Origin of the sequence: Mycobacterium sp. OAE908 (assembly GCF_017872775.1) — a bacterium.
Classification (GTDB): Bacteria; Actinomycetota; Actinomycetes; order Mycobacteriales; family Mycobacteriaceae; genus Mycobacterium.
In genome coordinates, this window is sequence record NZ_JAGGJL010000001.1 from 4,791,718 (window position 1) to 4,807,033 (window position 15,316).

The following is a 15,316-nucleotide window of genomic DNA, read 5'->3' on the forward strand; positions in this document are numbered from 1 at the left end:
GCTTAGTCCTGCCGGTGTCGGCCCGGCCTCGCAACCTCTTCATCGACAGGCGTCTGCTCGGCCTCGGGCAGGGGCGCAATCTCCTCGGCGTGCTCGTGCCTGCCTGCGATCAGCAGGCCCAGCAGGGCACCGATCACACACACGAGCGCCGTGATGCCGAAGATCTCGCCGTATTGCATGACATAGGCGGTGCGGACTCGGGCGGCCTGCGCGGCGAGCCGTTCGACGAGGTTGTTGCCGGTGCCGGCGGGCAGGCTGGCCAGGTGCTGGTTGAAGCGATAGAGCCCCCACGCGCTCAGCGCGGCGATCCCGATCAGCATGCCGATCATCCGCGACACCACCACGGCCGCCGAGGCGATGCCGTGCTGGGCTGCAGGCACCACGCGCAACGTCGCCGATGTCAGCGGCCCGATCACCAGGCCGAGGCCCAGGCCCGCGATCGCGAGGTCGGTGTCGAGAGTCGGCAGGCTGATGAAACCGAGGTCGTGGCGCGCGGCAAGCAGGTCGACGGGCCACTTGGAGATCAGCCAGTAGCCGCCTGCCGCGATCATCAGGCCGACGAACGCCACGATCCGGTCGCCGACCTTCGTGGCGATCCAGCCGCCAAGCAGCGCGCCGATCGGCAATGCGATCAGGAACCGGACCAGGAGGGCGGCTGCTCCGTTCTTGTCGAGCCCGAGCACGCCCTGGCCGAACAGTTCGACGTTGACGAGCGTGACCATCAGCGCCGCGCCCGCGGTCAGCGATGCGCCGAGCGCGGCGAGGAATGGCCGGAAGTGCACACCGGCCGGCTCGATCAGCCGGGTGCGGGCGAGTTTCTCCCACACGAAGAACGCCACGCAGGCGATCGCGGCGCCGATGAGCAGCGGCAGGCCATAGCTCGGCAGCACCTGCTTGCCGTCGGGGGCGGGGTTGTACAGGCCCCAAGTGGCCAGGCCAAGCGTGATCGCGAGCAGGATGCCGCCGATCACGTCGACCTTCTCGGGTTTGTCGGTCTTCTCCCGCGACGGCAGGCTGAAGTGGATCATCACCATCGCGACCGCGGTCAGCGGCACGTTGATCCAGAAGACGTCGCGCCAGGTGTTCAGCGCCCAGACCACCGCGATGCCGTAGAGCGGTCCGAGCACGCTGCCCAGCTCCTGGGCGGCACCGATGCCGCCGAGCACGGCAGCGCGGTTGCGCGCGGACCAGAGGTCGGCGGCGAGCGCCAGCGTGACGGGCAGCAGCGCTCCGCTGGCGGTGCCCTGGATGGCACGCCCGATGATGAGCTGAAAAAGATCACTCGAAAGCGCGGTGACGACCGAGCCCAGCGCGAACCCGGCGAGGCTCACCTGTAGCACCAGCTTGCGGCCGAACCGGTCCGAGGCCCGGCCAAGCAGCGGCATCGCCGCGATATAGCCGAGTAGATACCAGGTGACGATCGGGGTGACCCGCTGGATCTGGTTGATCCCGATCCCGACGTCTTTCATGATGTCGGTCATGATCGTGACCACGACATAGGTGTCGAGGGCACCTAGCAGCACCGCGAGGCTGCCGGCGCTGATCGCGACTCTGCGCGAGGAGCGCATCAGACCGTCGGTTTGGTGACGGTCACCGACTTGCCCCAGTCGGTGCATGTCATCGTGATGCTGTTGCCCGGTGTCGGTTCGAGCTTCGCCTGCACGAGTTCATGGTTGCCGTCCTCGCGGATCCACGCGGTGCTGGGAACGGGTCCGGTCGCGCCGATCTGGGGCGCGATCTTGTTGACGGCGTCGGCGCTCACGGTCCCGGTGATCCGGACCGCGTCGATGCCGGCGATGGTCTCGCGGCCGTCGGCCTTGGGGTTGGAGAAGTTGGCCAGCACATTGCCCAGCCCGGCGTCAGGGTTCAGCAGCACCGACACGTCGTAGATGTCGGCGGCAGGTCCGAAGTCCTGGAAGCTGCCCTTGGTGATGGCGCCGAACAGGTTGCCATCGGCGACCACGAAGTCGACCCCCTCGAGGCGCTGGCCCAAGAAGATGATGTTGGCGGTCCCCTGGGCGGCGACGGCTGGCTTGTTCGTCAGATCGCCTTCGAGGGTCTCGATCGGCAGTTCCTTGATCTCGCCCTGCACGCTGAGCTTGAGGTGGACGCTCGACTGGGCCTTGGTGGTCTCGCTGGACTCCTTGAGCAGGGTCGCGGCGTCCGGGAGCTCCTTGGACGAGTCCTGTGATTTCGAGGAGCACCCCGCGATCAGGGCGACGGTGGCGAAAAGGGCGGCGAAGATGGCCAAGAGGCGCGTCTGCATGAGTGCATCGTAGAGGGTGCGCCTGTCCGTACGCGTTTCGCGTGGTGCCGGCCGAAATGCAATCGTGGCTTTCGAACTGGACTTTCGGCGGGACGCTAGGCTCGTCGGCGTGTTCACCGGAATCGTCGAAGAGCTGGGCGAGGTCGTCGGCAAGGAAGAGCTTGGTGACTCGGCGCGCTTCGTCATCCGCGGGCCCGTCGTCACCTCCGATGCGGGACACGGGGACTCGATCGCGGTGAACGGCGTCTGCCTCACCGTGGTCGAGGTGCTGCCGGATGGTGCGTTCAGCGCCGACGTGATGGGCGAGACGCTGAACCGGTCGAGTCTGCGCGGCGTGGGCGTGGGCAGCCAGGTGAACTTGGAGCGCGCCGCCGCAGTCAACAGCCGCCTCGGCGGACACATCGTGCAGGGACACGTCGACGGCACCGGGCATGTCATCGCGCGAACGCCGTCCGAACACTGGGAAGTCGTCCGGATCGCATTGCCGACAGCGCTGTCCCGCTATGTCGTCGAGAAGGGTTCGATCACCGTCGACGGTGTCTCCCTTACGGTTTCGGCTCTTGGTCATGACTGGTTCGAGGTGTCGTTGATCCCGACGACGCTGGGTCTCACGACGCTGGGCAGGGCAGAAGTCGGCACTCGGGTGAACCTCGAAGTCGACATCATCGCGAAGTACGTCGAGCGGCTCATGGGAACGGAATAGCGCTCCACCTGACCAGCGGCTACCAACTTTGGCCGCCAATACACTATCTGCTGCGATTTTGGTGTCGCTTTGCCGCAACTTCCCGCGTTCAAGGATCCGCACTGTGGTTCATGCAGCTCAGCGCCGGATACCCGTCCAAATGCAAAAACGCGGACACGCGCGGATGGTTTGCGAAATGTGCTTGCCCAGATATTGACGATCATGTTAAGTTTCGCCGCAGTTAATTAGCAGCACCGCCCCGGCTTCCGGGGTCCCATGAACCGTCACTCGGGGGAGTCGGGAGCACGCAATGGCGTCAGCTAGGCGTGGCAGGCATGCCAAACGGCCGAGTCGGGCCAACCGTGCCAGCGGGTTAGCGTTCGCCGTCGGACTGGGAATGGCGGTCGCCACGGGTCATGGCGTCGCATCCGCCAGCACGGGCGACGGCCAATCGGACCCTTCTGCGAATGCCGACACCGGAACGAAGACGGACCCGACGACCGGTAGCGCTTCGGGCGCAACGACTTCCGGTACTTCAACAACCACCACGACAGGTACGGAAACGTCGACGACGACGTCCGGTAGCACGACCTCCGGTTCGACGACAACAACATCCGGCGACGGACCGACCTCATCGATCAGCGCCTCGGGCGGTTCGGGGACCACCGTCTCGGGCGAAGGGTCATCATCTGGAACGTCGACGCAGTCCACGACCGAACCGACAACGGAGAAGCCGAAGCCGACCGAGACCAGTTCGAGCACCACGACTCCCGCCACGCAGACCTCTGAGACCGAGGGCAAGCAGAAGTCATCCACCACCACTACCGAGCAGACCGCCACCCCGACAGCGGAGACCGTCGCGGCCAAGCCTGTCGAGGGTAAGCCAGAGACTGCCGAAACACTAAGCGCCACAACGCAAAACGCCGAGGCGAAGACCGAAGTGGCGACGGTCGCGCCTGCCGCGCGGATGATGACCATGTCGACCGCGTCGACGACGACGGCACCCGCCCTGCCGACCATCACGTTGCCGCCGTACCCCACGGTGCCCGGCGTTTCGCCGACCAAGGTGGCGCTGGCCGTTTTCGTGGTCTTGGGCAAGGCGCTGCAAACGGCGCTCTCAGGTCCGGTTCCGAACCCGATCGCGATTCCGCTCTACATGCTGGTGATCGCCGCGTACCAACGCTTGACCGAACTCGCAACCAACCACGTTCCGGTCGCGGGAACCCCTTCCACGCCTTTGCAATTGCCGACGGGCACCGTCGTCGGCGACATCGGAACGGCAACGGATCCCGACGGTGACCCGCTGACGTACACGGTGACCACACCACCGACCAAGGGCACGGTCGCGTTCGTGGGCACGTCGTACGTCTACACCCCGAACACGCTGTTGTCGCGCGACGGTGGCACCGACAGCTTCACCGTCACCATCGACGACAGCGGCGGGGCGGTCGATCACCCCTACGCCCCGAATGGCCACACCACCGCGGAAACAATCAACATCAACTATGTCGGCACCGGCATCGATCTGCCCCCGGTGCCCACTGCGACTCAGGGTCCGCGCGACTCCATCGGCGTGGTGCGCGGTGGTTTCACCGTGGTCGACCTCGACGACCTCACCGGCGCCGGGCGCACCTTCAGCCTGGCGAACGGCAACTCCGCGGGTGCCACCGCCACGTCGGCGTTCACCAGCCTGGGCGGCATCGTGACCCTCAACCAGACCACCGGCGACTGGACTTACGTGCCCGCCGTGTCGGGCAACGTGCTGGGCATCCCGACGCACACGGACACGTTCGTGGTCACCGTCGACGACGGTCACCCGGGCGGTTCGGTGCAGACGACCGTTTCAGTGGGGGCCGACCTCGGTATCGCGGTAACCGGAACCAGCACCAACCCGACGACCGGCGCGTACAGCGGCAGCCTGAACGTCCCGGCAGGCGACAACGGCTTGCTGACCTACAGCGTCGGCACCGGCCCGTCCTCCAAGGGCAGCGTGTTCGTCACATCCACTGGCGGCTTCATCTACACGCCCACCGACGCAGCGCGGCATGCCGCGGCGAAGCTGACTGCCACCGACGCCGACAAGACCGACTCGTTCACCATCAAGGGCACCGATGCCAACGGCAGGTCGATTACCGTTGCGACAGTTCAGGTTACGATCAGCGCAACCAATGCGGTCCCGACCGGAACCGCCACCTTCAACAGCCCGGGCTCGAACGGCGTGATCACGGGCGCGGTGTCGGTGACCGACGCCGACAACGACACGCTGGCCTACAGCGGAACAGCGGGTAAGGGCACCGTGACCTTCACCGGCGCCAACTTCACCTACACCCCGACGTTGACGGCGCGCCACGCCGCGGCCGCCGACGGCGCGAGCACGGCCACCAAGCAGGACACTGTCACGATCAACGTCAGCGACGGCTATGGCGGGGTGAAGACGTTCACGCAGACGGTCGACGTCACACCGCAGAACACCAACCCGACGTACACGAGTGTGAGCAAGTCCAGCAGCGGTCTGCTGAACCTGACCAAGACGTGGACCGTCAACGGCATGGCCGATGCCGACAGCGACACGCTGACGCTGGCCGTCACGTCCCTGCCGTCGGGAGGCTTGGTGAACGTGCCGGTGGTCTTGGGCAACACCGTCACGCTCGTCAGCCTGGGGACGGAGAGCGGTAAGACCTTCGTCGTGACCATGTCCGACGGGCATGGAGGCAACGTGCCGATCACCCTGACCATCTAGGTCAATGCCCAGGTCAGGGGAGTGGCAATAACTATCCAGCCGGCGTGGTTCATACTGATGTGATGACGAGGCTGGACACCGTCGAGCGAGCGGTTGCCGATATCGCCGCGGGTAAGGCCGTCGTCGTCATCGACGACGAGGATCGCGAGAACGAGGGCGACCTCATCTTCGCCGCCGAGAAGGCCACTCCCGAGCTTGTCGCGTTCATGGTCCGTTACACGTCGGGTTACCTCTGCGTGCCACTGGACGGTGAGGTCTGCGACCGTCTTGGACTGCTTCCGATGTACGCGGTCAACCAGGACAAGCACGGTACCGCATACACCGTCACGGTCGATGCGAAAAACGGTGTGGGAACGGGTATTTCGGCTTCTGATCGAGCTACCACCATGCGTCTGCTCGCCGATCCGTCAAGCGTCGCTGAGGATTTCACCAAGCCGGGGCATGTGGTGCCACTGCGCGCGAAGGACGGTGGCGTGTTGCGCCGTCCCGGCCACACCGAGGCCGCCGTCGACCTCGCCCGTCTCGCTGGTTTGCAGCCGGCAGGTGCGATCTGTGAAATCGTCAGCCAGAAGGACGAAGGCGCCATGGCGCAGACCGATGAGCTGCGTGTTTTCGCCGACGAGCACGAACTTGCGCTGATCTCGATCGCCGACCTGATCGAGTGGCGGCGCAAGCACGAGAAGCACATCGAGCGCATCGCCGAGGCGCGCATCCCGACCCGGCACGGTGAGTTCCGCGCTGTCGGCTACACCAGCATCTACGAAGACGTCGAGCATGTGGCGCTGGTCCGTGGCGATATCGCAGGGCCCCACGGTGACGGGCACGACGTGTTGGTGCGGGTGCACTCGGAGTGCCTCACCGGCGACGTGTTCGGTTCCAGGCGCTGCGATTGCGGTCCGCAACTGGACGCCGCGCTGGCCATGGTCGCCCGCGAGGGTCGTGGTGTCGTGCTGTACATGCGCGGTCACGAAGGGCGCGGCATCGGGTTGATGCACAAGCTGCAGGCGTATCAGCTGCAGGACGCGGGCGACGACACCGTCGACGCGAACCTCAAACTCGGCCTGCCCGCCGACGCGCGCGATTACGGTATCGGCGCGCAGATCCTGGTGGATCTCGGTGTGCGGTCGATGCGACTGCTGACCAACAACCCCGCCAAGCGGGTCGGCCTCGACGGTTACGGGCTGCACATCATCGAGCGCGTGCCGCTACCGGTGCGGGCGAACGCGGAGAACATCCGTTATCTGATGACCAAGCGCGACCGGATGGGTCACGATCTGGTCGGCCTCGACGACTACGACGAAGCGGTGCCTGGCGAATTCGGCGGCGCGCTGTGAGCGCCGAAGTGAGCAGTGGAGCTGTGAATTGAGCGGTGGCGCCGGCGTTCCTGATCTACCGGATCTGGACGCGAGGGGTGTGACGCTGGGCATCGTCGCCAGCACGTGGCACGAGAAGATCTGCGACGCACTGCTCGAGGGCGCGCGAAAGGTGGCAGCGGACGCGGGCATTCACAACCCGACGATCGTCCGCGTGCTCGGCGCGATCGAGATCCCGGTCGTGGCACAGGCACTGGCCGCAACCCACGACGCGGTGGTGGCGCTCGGTGTGGTGATTCGCGGCGAGACACCGCATTTCGACTATGTGTGCGACGCTGTCACCCAAGGGCTGACGCGCGTGTCGCTCGATGCTTCGACGCCGGTGGCCAACGGTGTGCTGACGACGAACACCGAGCAGCAGGCGCTGGATCGGGCGGGACTGCCGGATTCGGCCGAGGACAAGGGCGCGCAGGCCGCCGCTGCGGCGTTGTCGACTGCGATGACATTGCGCGATCTGAGGTCATGAGCGACTGGGATATCGAGGTGCGGCCGCATCTGACGCCCTACTTCGCCTACGGCGCGGCCGCGCTGATCCTGGCCGCTCACATCGCCGTCGGTGCGCTGCTGAAGATTTCGTCGACGGGCGTGATCTTTCAAACCGCCGACCAGGTGGCCATCGCACTCCTCGGTGCTGTCATCGCGGGTGCCGTTCTGTTGTTCGCCCGGCCGCGGCTTCGGGCCGGGCCCGCCGGTATTGCGGTGCGAAACCTGTTCGGTTACAAGCTGATCCCGTGGTCGGATGTCGTGGACGTGTCGTTTCCGCGTGGGGCACGGTGGGCGCGGGTGGACCTGCCCGACGACGAGTACATTCCGGTGATGGCGATCCAGGCTGTCGACAAGGACCGCGCGGTCGACGCGATGGATCGCGTGCGGGGTCTGCTGGTGCGCTACCGGCCAGACATCAACTCACACTGAGGGTCATCGCCACTTCGCCGCGCTCGCTTGGGCTTTCGGCTGGATTCAGCGCGAAGCCGAGACTCTCGTACACGGCGCGAGCCACGGCATTGTCGGCCGCTACCCGCAGGGTGACGGTGCGGGCGCGGCGCTGGCGGGCCCACTGCACCGCGGCGGCGACGAGCGGGCGCGCCAAACCCCGGCCGCGGGCTGCCGGGTCGAGCCACAGCGAATACAGATAGACCGTTTCGGCGTTCTCCAGCTGCGCGCCGATCAGACCAACGGGCCGGTCGTCGATCAGCACCGCGAGCTGAGCATGATCACGCAGTCGGCGGCGCCACTTCGCGGCGGTGAACGCCGCTTCCTGTTGATATTGGGGGTCGTCTTCGCCGAGCGAATCGGCCAACGCGCGCAATCGAACTGCGGCGAAGACTCGCCAGTCCGCCTCTGTCAGTCTGGCGACACGGGCCACTACTGCGGTCACCGAGTGTCGCCCATGACGAGGCCTTCGCGACGCGGGTCTGCACCGCCGCTCCAGCCTCCACCGTCGCGGACGATCGCCGACAGCCCGCTGGATTGATCGGCGATGTCGACCTGGTGCCCGAGCTTACGCAAACCAATTACCAACGGGTCATGGTCACCGTTGTCGGCCGTGTTGATCGCCGGATGTTCACCGCCGACATTGGTCTTCGGTGAGTTCGCCGCACCGAAGTCCACCGCCGACACCGCCTGCTGCGGATCCAGGCCCCAATCAATCATTCCGACAAGGGTTTTCACGACGAACTGAATGATGACGGAACCTCCAGGGGACCCCGTCACCGCATAAAGGGTCCGCTTCGACTGGCCTGGATCGGTCAGGTTGAACACGAGCGTGGGCGCCATCGAGCTGCGTGGTCGCTTTCCTGGCTCGACGCGGTTGGCCACCGGCACCCCGTCCTTGGCCGGCTCGGCAGAGAAGTCGGTGAGTTGATTGTTGAGGATGAACCCGTCCACCATGTGGAACGAGCCGAACGCCGATTCCACCGTGGTGGTCATCGACGCCGCGTTGCCTTGGGCGTCGACGATGCTGATCTGGCTGGTGCCGTGTTCGGGTGTCGGCGGGGCGGGCGGTGTCGGTGGACCGAATTCACCGGGCTTCGCGGTGCCCATGGTGTGCTGTTCGGAAATCAGCGCGGCGCGGCCTGCGAGGTAGTCACTGCCGAGAAGTGTGTTCGGTGAGCCACCGGGCAGCGCCACGAAATCAGTGTCGGCAACGTATTTGTCGCGGTCGGCGTAGGCCAGCCGTTCGGCTTCGGAGATCAGGTGCACACCCATCACTGTTGGCTTGCCACCGTTGAGGTCGACGTCGGTGGGTTTGTGATCGGCCATCGGGAAATGTTCGAGCATGCCCAGTGTCGCCGCCACTGCGATGCCGCCCGAGGACGGGGGCGGCATGCCGCAGATCTCTTTGCCGCGGTAGGCCGTACAGAGGGCCTCGCGTTTCCTGGCGGTGTAGCGGGACAGATCGTCGAGCGTCATCAGGCTTGGGGTACGGCCGCCGCTGGTGTCGCCCGCCGCGGCCACGATGGCCCGTGCGAGGTCGCCGGTGTAGAAGGCTTCCGGATCGGATGCGATGACGCCCAACGTCTTTGAGTACGCCGGGTTGGTGAGCTTCAGGCCCGACGCCTTCGGGCTGCCGTCGGGGTTGAGGAAGTAGGCCGACGCATTGGGATCCACCTTCAGCTGCGGCGCGGAGTCGGCGATCGCGGCGGCGAGCCGCGGGCTGATGTCGAAGCCGTCGTCTGCCATCGACACCGCGGGACTGAACAGGTCGCGCCATGGGGTCTTGCCGTGCTCGGTGTGGACGGTCTGCAGCAGCCGAAGAATGCCGGGCACTCCGATGGACCGTCCCGAGGCGCGGGCATTGGGTTTGGGCTCGGTGCGGTCGGCATCGGAGATCCAGCGCAGGTAATTCTCGGTGGCGGCCATCGGTGCCGTTTCGCGGCCGTCGTAGGCCTGCACCGAACCGGAGGCGGCGTCGTAGTACAGCAGGAAGCCGCCGCCACCGATGCCGGAGGACTGCGGCTCGACCAGCCCTAGCACCGCCTGTGCGGTGACGAGTGCGTCGGCGGCGGTCCCGCCGTTTTTGAGCACCTCGCAGGCGGCCCGCGTGGCCAGCGGGTTGGCGGTGGCGACGGCATAGTGGGCCGTCCGGACCGCCGTCATATCTTTGCGGTAGCCGGTGGCGACCTCGGGATTGGTCGAGATGTTCTTGGAGGTGGTGGCCGAACCTGAGGCCGGCGCCGCGGAGGTCTTGGGGGCCGGTGTCCCGTTCGCGACGATCGAGCAGGGGCCGGCTTGGGTGGCCGGTGGTGTGGTCTCCTCGGCGGCACATCCGGCCAGAACCAAGATCAGAGCTGCGAGCGGTGCCAGGATCCGCATCACACGACGGTAGTTGATCTGAGCCGTGCGGCGACGGCAGTAACCTGGAATCCGTGCCCGATCCAGCGACATACCGGCCTGCCGCCGGGTCGATCCCCGTCGAGCCGGGCGTTTACCGGTTCCGGGATCCGCACGGCCGGGTGATCTACGTGGGCAAAGCCAAGAGCCTGCGCAGCCGGCTGAACTCCTATTTCGCCGACATCGCGGGTCTGGCACCGCGCACCCGGCAGATGGTGATGGCCGCGGGCAGCGTCGAGTGGACGGTGGTGACCACCGAAGTCGAGGCGCTGCAGCTGGAATACAACTGGATCAAGGAGTTCGATCCGCGGTTCAACATCCGCTATCGCGATGACAAGTCGTATCCGGTGCTGGCTGTCACGCTGAACGAAGAGTATCCGCGGCTGATGGTGTACCGGGGGGCAAGACGTAAAGGCGTTCGATACTTCGGGCCGTATTCCCATGCCTGGGCCATTCGGGAGACGCTTGATCTGCTCACCCGGGTATTTCCCGCCCGTACCTGTTCTGCGGGAGTTTTCAAGCGGCACAGGCAAATCGGACGGCCGTGTTTGCTCGGTTACATCGACAAGTGCTCGGCACCATGCGTCGAGCGGGTCAGCGCTGACGAGCATCGCCAGATCGTCAACGACTTCTGCGATTTCCTCGCGGGCAAGACCGACCGCCTTGCCCGCGACATGGAACATCAGATGAACCAGGCCGCCGCCGAACTCGACTTCGAGCGCGCTGCCCGGTTGCGGGACAACATCTCCGCGCTGAAGCGCGCGTTGGAAAAGCAGGCCGTGGTGTTCGGCGACGGCACCGACGCCGACGTCGTCGCATTCGCCGACGACGATCTCGAGGCGGCCGTACAGGTGTTCCATGTCCGCGGCGGACGCGTCAGGGGCCAGCGTGGGTGGATCGTGGAAAAGTCCGGCGAGCCAGGGGGATCCGACCAGAGTCAACTTGTCGAGCAGTTCTTGACGCAGTTCTACGGCGATCAGGCCGAACTGGACGGCGCTGCCGACGAGTCGCTGAACCCGGTGCCGCGCCAGGTGTTGGTGCCGTGCCTTCCCGACAACTCCGAGGAGTTGGCCACCTGGCTGTCGCAACTGCGCGGGTCGCGCGTCTCGCTGCGGGTGGCGCAGCGCGGCGACAAGCGGGCCCTCGCCGAAACCGTCAAGCGCAACGCGCAGGATGCGCTGAACCAGCACAAGCTCAAGCGCGCGGGTGACTTCACCGCGAGAACGGCTGCGCTGCAAAGCATCCAGGATGCGCTCGGGTTGGCTGAGGCGCCGCTGCGCATCGAATGCGTCGACATCAGCCACGTGATGGGCACCGACGTGGTGGCTTCGCTCGTGGTGTTCGAGGACGGGCTGCCGCGCAAATCGGACTACCGGCACTACGCGATCCGCGAGGCTGCCGGAGAGGGTCGTTCCGATGACGTGGCGTCGATCGCGGAGGTGACGCGTCGGCGGTTCTATCGGCATCTGCACGATACGCAGCACCCGACTGAGCTTGCCGCGGAAGGGAAATCGCGCAAGTTCGCGTATCCGCCCAACTTGTATGTTGTGGACGGCGGCGCGCCGCAGGTCAACGCGGCGCAGGCGGTGCTCGATGATCTTGGCATCACGGACGTCGCGGTGATCGGGCTGGCGAAGCGGCTGGAAGAGGTGTGGGTGCCCTCGGAGCCGGACCCCGTCATCATGCCGCGCAACAGCGAGGGGCTGTATCTGCTGCAGCGGGTGCGTGACGAAGCACACCGGTTTGCGATCGCCTATCACCGCAGCAAGCGCTCGAAGCGGATGACGGCCTCGGCGCTGGACTCGGTGCGGGGGTTGGGGGAGCACCGACGTAAGGCCTTGGTCACGCACTTCGGCTCGGTGGCCCGGCTCAAGCAGGCCAGCGTCGAGGAGATCACCGCGGTGCCGGGGATCGGCGTGGCAACGGCGAAGGCGGTGCTGGAGGCCCTCGGCGCGCCGACCGATTCCGAAGCGCCCGCTCCGGTCATCGGCAATGATCAGACCAGGGCATCGGGATGACGGAGCATATGCACGAGGAACTGCGCGACAGCGCCGGCGACACCGAATCGGACATCGATGTCGTGCTGGTCACCGGGTTGTCGGGGGCAGGGCGTGGCACCGCCGCAAAGGTGCTGGAGGACCTCGGCTGGTACGTCGCGGACAACCTGCCGCCGGAGCTGATCGCCCAGATGGTCGAACTCGGACTGGCGGCGGGGTCGCGCATCACCCAGCTGGCGGTCGTGATGGATGTGCGCTCGCGCGGATTCACCGGCGATCTGGACTGGGTGCGCAACGATCTGGCCACGCGGGGCATCACGCCGAGGGTGCTGTTTCTGGAGGCTTCCGACGACATTCTGGTCCGCCGATACGAACAGAACCGGCGCAGTCATCCGTTGCAGGGCAATCAAACTCTGGCCGAAGGCATCGCAGCGGAGCGGCAGATGCTCGCGCCGCTGCGCGCCGTGGCAGATTTGGTGATCGATACGTCGAAGTTGTCGGTGCCCGCGTTGCGCGAGAGCATTGAGCGCGCGTTCGGTGGCGAGACCATCGCCCAGACGAGCGTGACCGTCGAATCGTTCGGGTATAAATACGGGCTGCCGATGGACGCCGACACGGTGATGGACGTCCGGTTCCTGCCGAATCCGCACTGGGTGGACGAACTGCGGCCACACACCGGCCAACACCCCGCGGTGCGGGATTACGTGCTCGGGCAGCCGGGGGCCGCGGAGTTCCTGGATACCTACCATCAGCTGCTGGACGTCGTGATCGAAGGCTATCGCCGGGAGGGGAAGCGCTACATGACCGTTGCCATCGGCTGCACCGGCGGCAAGCACCGCAGTGTCGCGATGGCCGAGGCGCTGGCGTCGCGACTGCAGGACGATGAGCTCACGGTGCGGGTGCTGCACCGGGATCTGGGCCGCGAATGAGCCCCCGCATCGTCGCACTCGGTGGCGGGCATGGGCTTTATGCCACGCTGTCCGCCGCACGTCGGCTCACCCCGCATGTGACAGCTGTCGTCACCGTCGCCGACGACGGCGGGTCATCGGGCCGGTTACGCAGCGAGCTCGATGTGGTGCCGCCGGGCGATCTGCGAATGGCGTTGGCGGCGTTGGCATCTGACAGCCCGCACGGCCGACTGTGGGCGACCATCATTCAGCACCGGTTCGGCGGCAACGGCGCACTGGCCGGCCACCCGATCGGCAATCTGATGCTAGCGGGCCTCAACGAGGTGTTGGCCGATCCGGTGGCGGCGCTCGACGAACTGGGCCGCGTCCTTGGCGTCAAGGGCCGGGTGTTGCCGATGTGCCCGATGGGACTGAGCATCGAGGCGGACGTTTCGGGGCTCGAGTCGGATCCGCGAATGTTCCGGGTGATCCGCGGGCAGGTGGCGATCGCCACCACCGTTGGTCAGGTGCGACGGGTGCGGCTGCAGCCTGCGGATCCACCTGCCACCCGGCAGGCGGTTGACGCGATCATGTCAGCCGATCTGGTGGTGTTGGGTCCCGGCTCCTGGTTCACCAGTGTCATTCCGCACGTGCTGGTGCCGCAACTGGCAGCGGCGCTGCAGGCCACGACCGCCCGGCGGGCTCTGGTGGTGAACCTGGTCGCCGAGCCGGGGGAAACCGCAGGCTTCTCGGTGGAGCGGCACATCCATGTGCTTGCCCAGCACGCGCCGGGGTTCTCGGTACACGACATCATCGTTGATTCCAGCCGGGTGCCAAGCGAACGCGAACGTGAGCAGTTGCGTCGGACCGCTACCATCCTCAATGCCGAAGTTGAGTTTGCTGAGGTGTCCAGACCTGGTACACCTTTACATGACCCGGCGAGGTTGGCCGCGGCTCTGGAGGGTGTGCGTGTTCGCGGGATGGCTCCGACCCCGAACATCCAGGAGCCGACCGTGCCCGCACCGACAGTGAACGGACCGAGAGGTGACGACCCGTGGCGATGACGGCCGAGGTCAAGGACGAACTGAGCCGGCTGGTGGTGAACTCCGTCAGCGCCCGCCGTGCCGAGGTGGCGTCCTTGCTGCGCTTTGCGGGCGGCCTGCACATCGTGTCCGGACGCGTGGTGGTCGAGGCGGAGGTCGACCTGGGGATCATCGCCAGGCGACTGCGTAAGGACATCTACGACCTGTACGGATATAGCGCGGTGGTGCACGTGCTGTCGGCCAGCGGCATTCGCAAGAGCACGCGCTATGTGGTGCGGGTGGCCAAAGATGGGGAAGCGCTGGCGAGGCAGACAGGTCTACTGGATCTGCGCGGCCGGCCGGTGCGAGGGCTGCCGGCGCAGGTGGTTGGCGGCAGTGTCGCCGACGCCGAAGCTGCTTGGCGCGGAGCGTTTTTGGCGCACGGATCACTGACCGAGCCAGGCCGGTCGTCGGCGCTGGAGGTCAGCTGTCCCGGGCCGGAGGCGGCGCTGGCATTGGTCGGTGCGGCGCGGCGGCTTGGCGTGAGCGCCAAGGCGCGCGAGGTACGGGGCAGCGACCGGGTGGTGGTGCGCGATGGCGAGGCCATCGGCGCGTTGTTGACGCGGATGGGCGCCCAGGACACCCGGTTGACCTGGGAAGAGCGTCGGATGCGCCGCGAGGTACGGGCGACCGCGAATCGGCTGGCCAACTTCGATGACGCCAACCTGCGGCGTTCGGCACGGGCGGCGGTGGCCGCAGCGGCAAGGGTGGAGCGGGCGCTGGAGATCCTCGGCGACACCGTGCCTGATCATCTGGCCGCCGCAGGTAAGTTGCGCGTCGAGCACAGGCAGGCGTCGCTGGAGGAGCTGGGTCGACTTGCTGACCCACCGATGACGAAAGATGCTGTGGCGGGCCGGATTCGACGGTTGCTGTCGATGGCCGACCGCAAGGCCAAGCAAGACGGCATTCCCGATACCGAGTCTGCCGTCACGCCTGATCTGCTTGAGGACGCCTAG

14 protein-coding genes are annotated in these 15,316 nt (G+C 66.4%); 9 read left to right on the top strand and 5 right to left on the bottom strand.

Annotated elements, in window-relative coordinates; all coding sequences use genetic code 11:
* Positions 1-2: 2 nt before the first annotated feature.
* Together J3E61_RS23675 and J3E61_RS23680 are read right to left on the bottom strand one after the other, a co-directional pair.
* Positions 3-1,568 carry an MFS transporter gene (locus J3E61_RS23675; protein ID WP_210085672.1) on the bottom strand — a complete coding sequence of 522 codons (1,566 nt, stop codon included), beginning with the start codon at positions 1,566-1,568 and terminating at the stop codon, positions 3-5.
* Positions 1,568-2,266, bottom strand: coding sequence for an LppX_LprAFG lipoprotein (locus J3E61_RS23680; protein WP_210085196.1), 699 nt, complete (start codon positions 2,264-2,266; stop codon positions 1,568-1,570). The genes J3E61_RS23675 and J3E61_RS23680 overlap by 1 nt, the downstream gene beginning before the upstream one ends.
* A gap of 109 nt (positions 2,267-2,375) precedes the next feature.
* Between J3E61_RS23680 and J3E61_RS23685 the strand changes: the two genes are divergently transcribed.
* The gene (locus tag J3E61_RS23685) at positions 2,376-2,969 is read left to right on the top strand and encodes a riboflavin synthase (protein ID WP_192722352.1); all 594 of its coding nucleotides are present in this window, start codon (positions 2,376-2,378) and stop codon (positions 2,967-2,969) included.
* A gap of 393 nt (positions 2,970-3,362) precedes the next feature.
* Here the strand turns inward: J3E61_RS23685 and J3E61_RS23690 are convergent, their stop codons facing one another.
* Positions 3,363-3,815 carry a hypothetical protein gene (locus tag J3E61_RS23690; RefSeq protein ID WP_210085197.1) on the bottom strand — a complete coding sequence of 151 codons (453 nt, stop codon included), beginning with the start codon at positions 3,813-3,815 and terminating at the stop codon, positions 3,363-3,365.
* 73 nt (positions 3,816-3,888) lie between these two features.
* Between J3E61_RS23690 and J3E61_RS23695 the strand changes: the two genes are divergently transcribed.
* From J3E61_RS23695 to J3E61_RS23710, 4 genes are all read left to right on the top strand, one after another.
* Positions 3,889-5,688: a VCBS domain-containing protein gene (locus tag J3E61_RS23695; protein WP_210085198.1), complete on the top strand. Its 1,800-nt coding sequence runs from the start codon at positions 3,889-3,891 to the stop codon at positions 5,686-5,688.
* A 62-nt stretch (positions 5,689-5,750) separates the two neighbouring features.
* Entirely contained in the window at positions 5,751-7,022 is a 1,272-nt protein-coding gene (locus J3E61_RS23700) for a bifunctional 3,4-dihydroxy-2-butanone-4-phosphate synthase/GTP cyclohydrolase II (protein WP_192720665.1), read from the top strand.
* A 28-nt stretch (positions 7,023-7,050) separates the two neighbouring features.
* Complete coding sequence (locus J3E61_RS23705; RefSeq protein ID WP_210085199.1) at positions 7,051-7,527, top strand: 6,7-dimethyl-8-ribityllumazine synthase; 477 nt, start codon at positions 7,051-7,053, stop codon at positions 7,525-7,527.
* The gene (locus J3E61_RS23710; protein ID WP_210085200.1) at positions 7,524-7,976 is read left to right on the top strand and encodes a PH domain-containing protein; all 453 of its coding nucleotides are present in this window, start codon (positions 7,524-7,526) and stop codon (positions 7,974-7,976) included. The genes J3E61_RS23705 and J3E61_RS23710 overlap by 4 nt, the downstream gene beginning before the upstream one ends.
* On the opposite strand, the gene J3E61_RS23715 is transcribed toward J3E61_RS23710, so the two are convergent.
* Complete coding sequence (locus tag J3E61_RS23715; RefSeq protein ID WP_210085201.1) at positions 7,963-8,439, bottom strand: GNAT family N-acetyltransferase; 477 nt, start codon at positions 8,437-8,439, stop codon at positions 7,963-7,965. The two genes, J3E61_RS23710 and J3E61_RS23715, sit on opposite strands and share 14 nt — an antisense overlap.
* Positions 8,436-10,376, bottom strand: a complete 1,941-nt coding sequence (locus J3E61_RS23720; RefSeq protein WP_210085202.1) for a gamma-glutamyltransferase family protein — start codon at positions 10,374-10,376, stop codon at positions 8,436-8,438. Before J3E61_RS23720 ends, J3E61_RS23715 begins: the two co-directional genes overlap by 4 nt.
* Positions 10,377-10,429: 53 nt before the next feature.
* On the opposite strand from J3E61_RS23720, the gene uvrC reads away from it, so the two are divergent.
* From uvrC to whiA, 4 genes are read left to right on the top strand one after another with little or no spacing between them, the layout of a single operon-like run.
* Positions 10,430-12,412, top strand: a complete 1,983-nt coding sequence (gene uvrC / locus J3E61_RS23725; RefSeq protein ID WP_210085203.1) for an excinuclease ABC subunit UvrC — start codon at positions 10,430-10,432, stop codon at positions 12,410-12,412.
* A gap of 8 nt (positions 12,413-12,420) precedes the next feature.
* Positions 12,421-13,320 (top strand): RNase adapter RapZ, encoded by a 900-nt coding sequence (gene rapZ / locus J3E61_RS23730; protein WP_192722351.1) that lies wholly within the window; start codon positions 12,421-12,423, stop codon positions 13,318-13,320.
* The gene (gene yvcK / locus J3E61_RS23735) at positions 13,317-14,342 is read left to right on the top strand and encodes a uridine diphosphate-N-acetylglucosamine-binding protein YvcK (protein WP_210085204.1); all 1,026 of its coding nucleotides are present in this window, start codon (positions 13,317-13,319) and stop codon (positions 14,340-14,342) included. Before rapZ ends, yvcK begins: the two co-directional genes overlap by 4 nt.
* A complete protein-coding gene (gene whiA, locus J3E61_RS23740; protein WP_192722350.1) occupies positions 14,339-15,316 on the top strand; it encodes a DNA-binding protein WhiA in 978 nt (325 codons plus the stop codon). The genes yvcK and whiA overlap by 4 nt, the downstream gene beginning before the upstream one ends.

Coding starts and splice junctions, on each gene's coding strand:
- yvcK (WP_210085204.1), top strand. CDS start 13,317: ATGAGCCCCCGCATCGTCGCACTCGGTGGCGGGCATGGGCTTTATGCC.
- J3E61_RS23675 (WP_210085672.1), bottom strand. CDS start 1,568: ATGCGCTCCTCGCGCAGAGTCGCGATCAGCGCCGGCAGCCTCGCGGTG.
- J3E61_RS23700 (WP_192720665.1), top strand. CDS start 5,751: ATGACGAGGCTGGACACCGTCGAGCGAGCGGTTGCCGATATCGCCGCG.
- J3E61_RS23720 (WP_210085202.1), bottom strand. CDS start 10,376: ATGCGGATCCTGGCACCGCTCGCAGCTCTGATCTTGGTTCTGGCCGGA.
- J3E61_RS23680 (WP_210085196.1), bottom strand. CDS start 2,266: ATGCAGACGCGCCTCTTGGCCATCTTCGCCGCCCTTTTCGCCACCGTC.
- rapZ (WP_192722351.1), top strand. CDS start 12,421: ATGCACGAGGAACTGCGCGACAGCGCCGGCGACACCGAATCGGACATC.
- whiA (WP_192722350.1), top strand. CDS start 14,339: ATGACGGCCGAGGTCAAGGACGAACTGAGCCGGCTGGTGGTGAACTCC.
- J3E61_RS23710 (WP_210085200.1), top strand. CDS start 7,524: ATGAGCGACTGGGATATCGAGGTGCGGCCGCATCTGACGCCCTACTTC.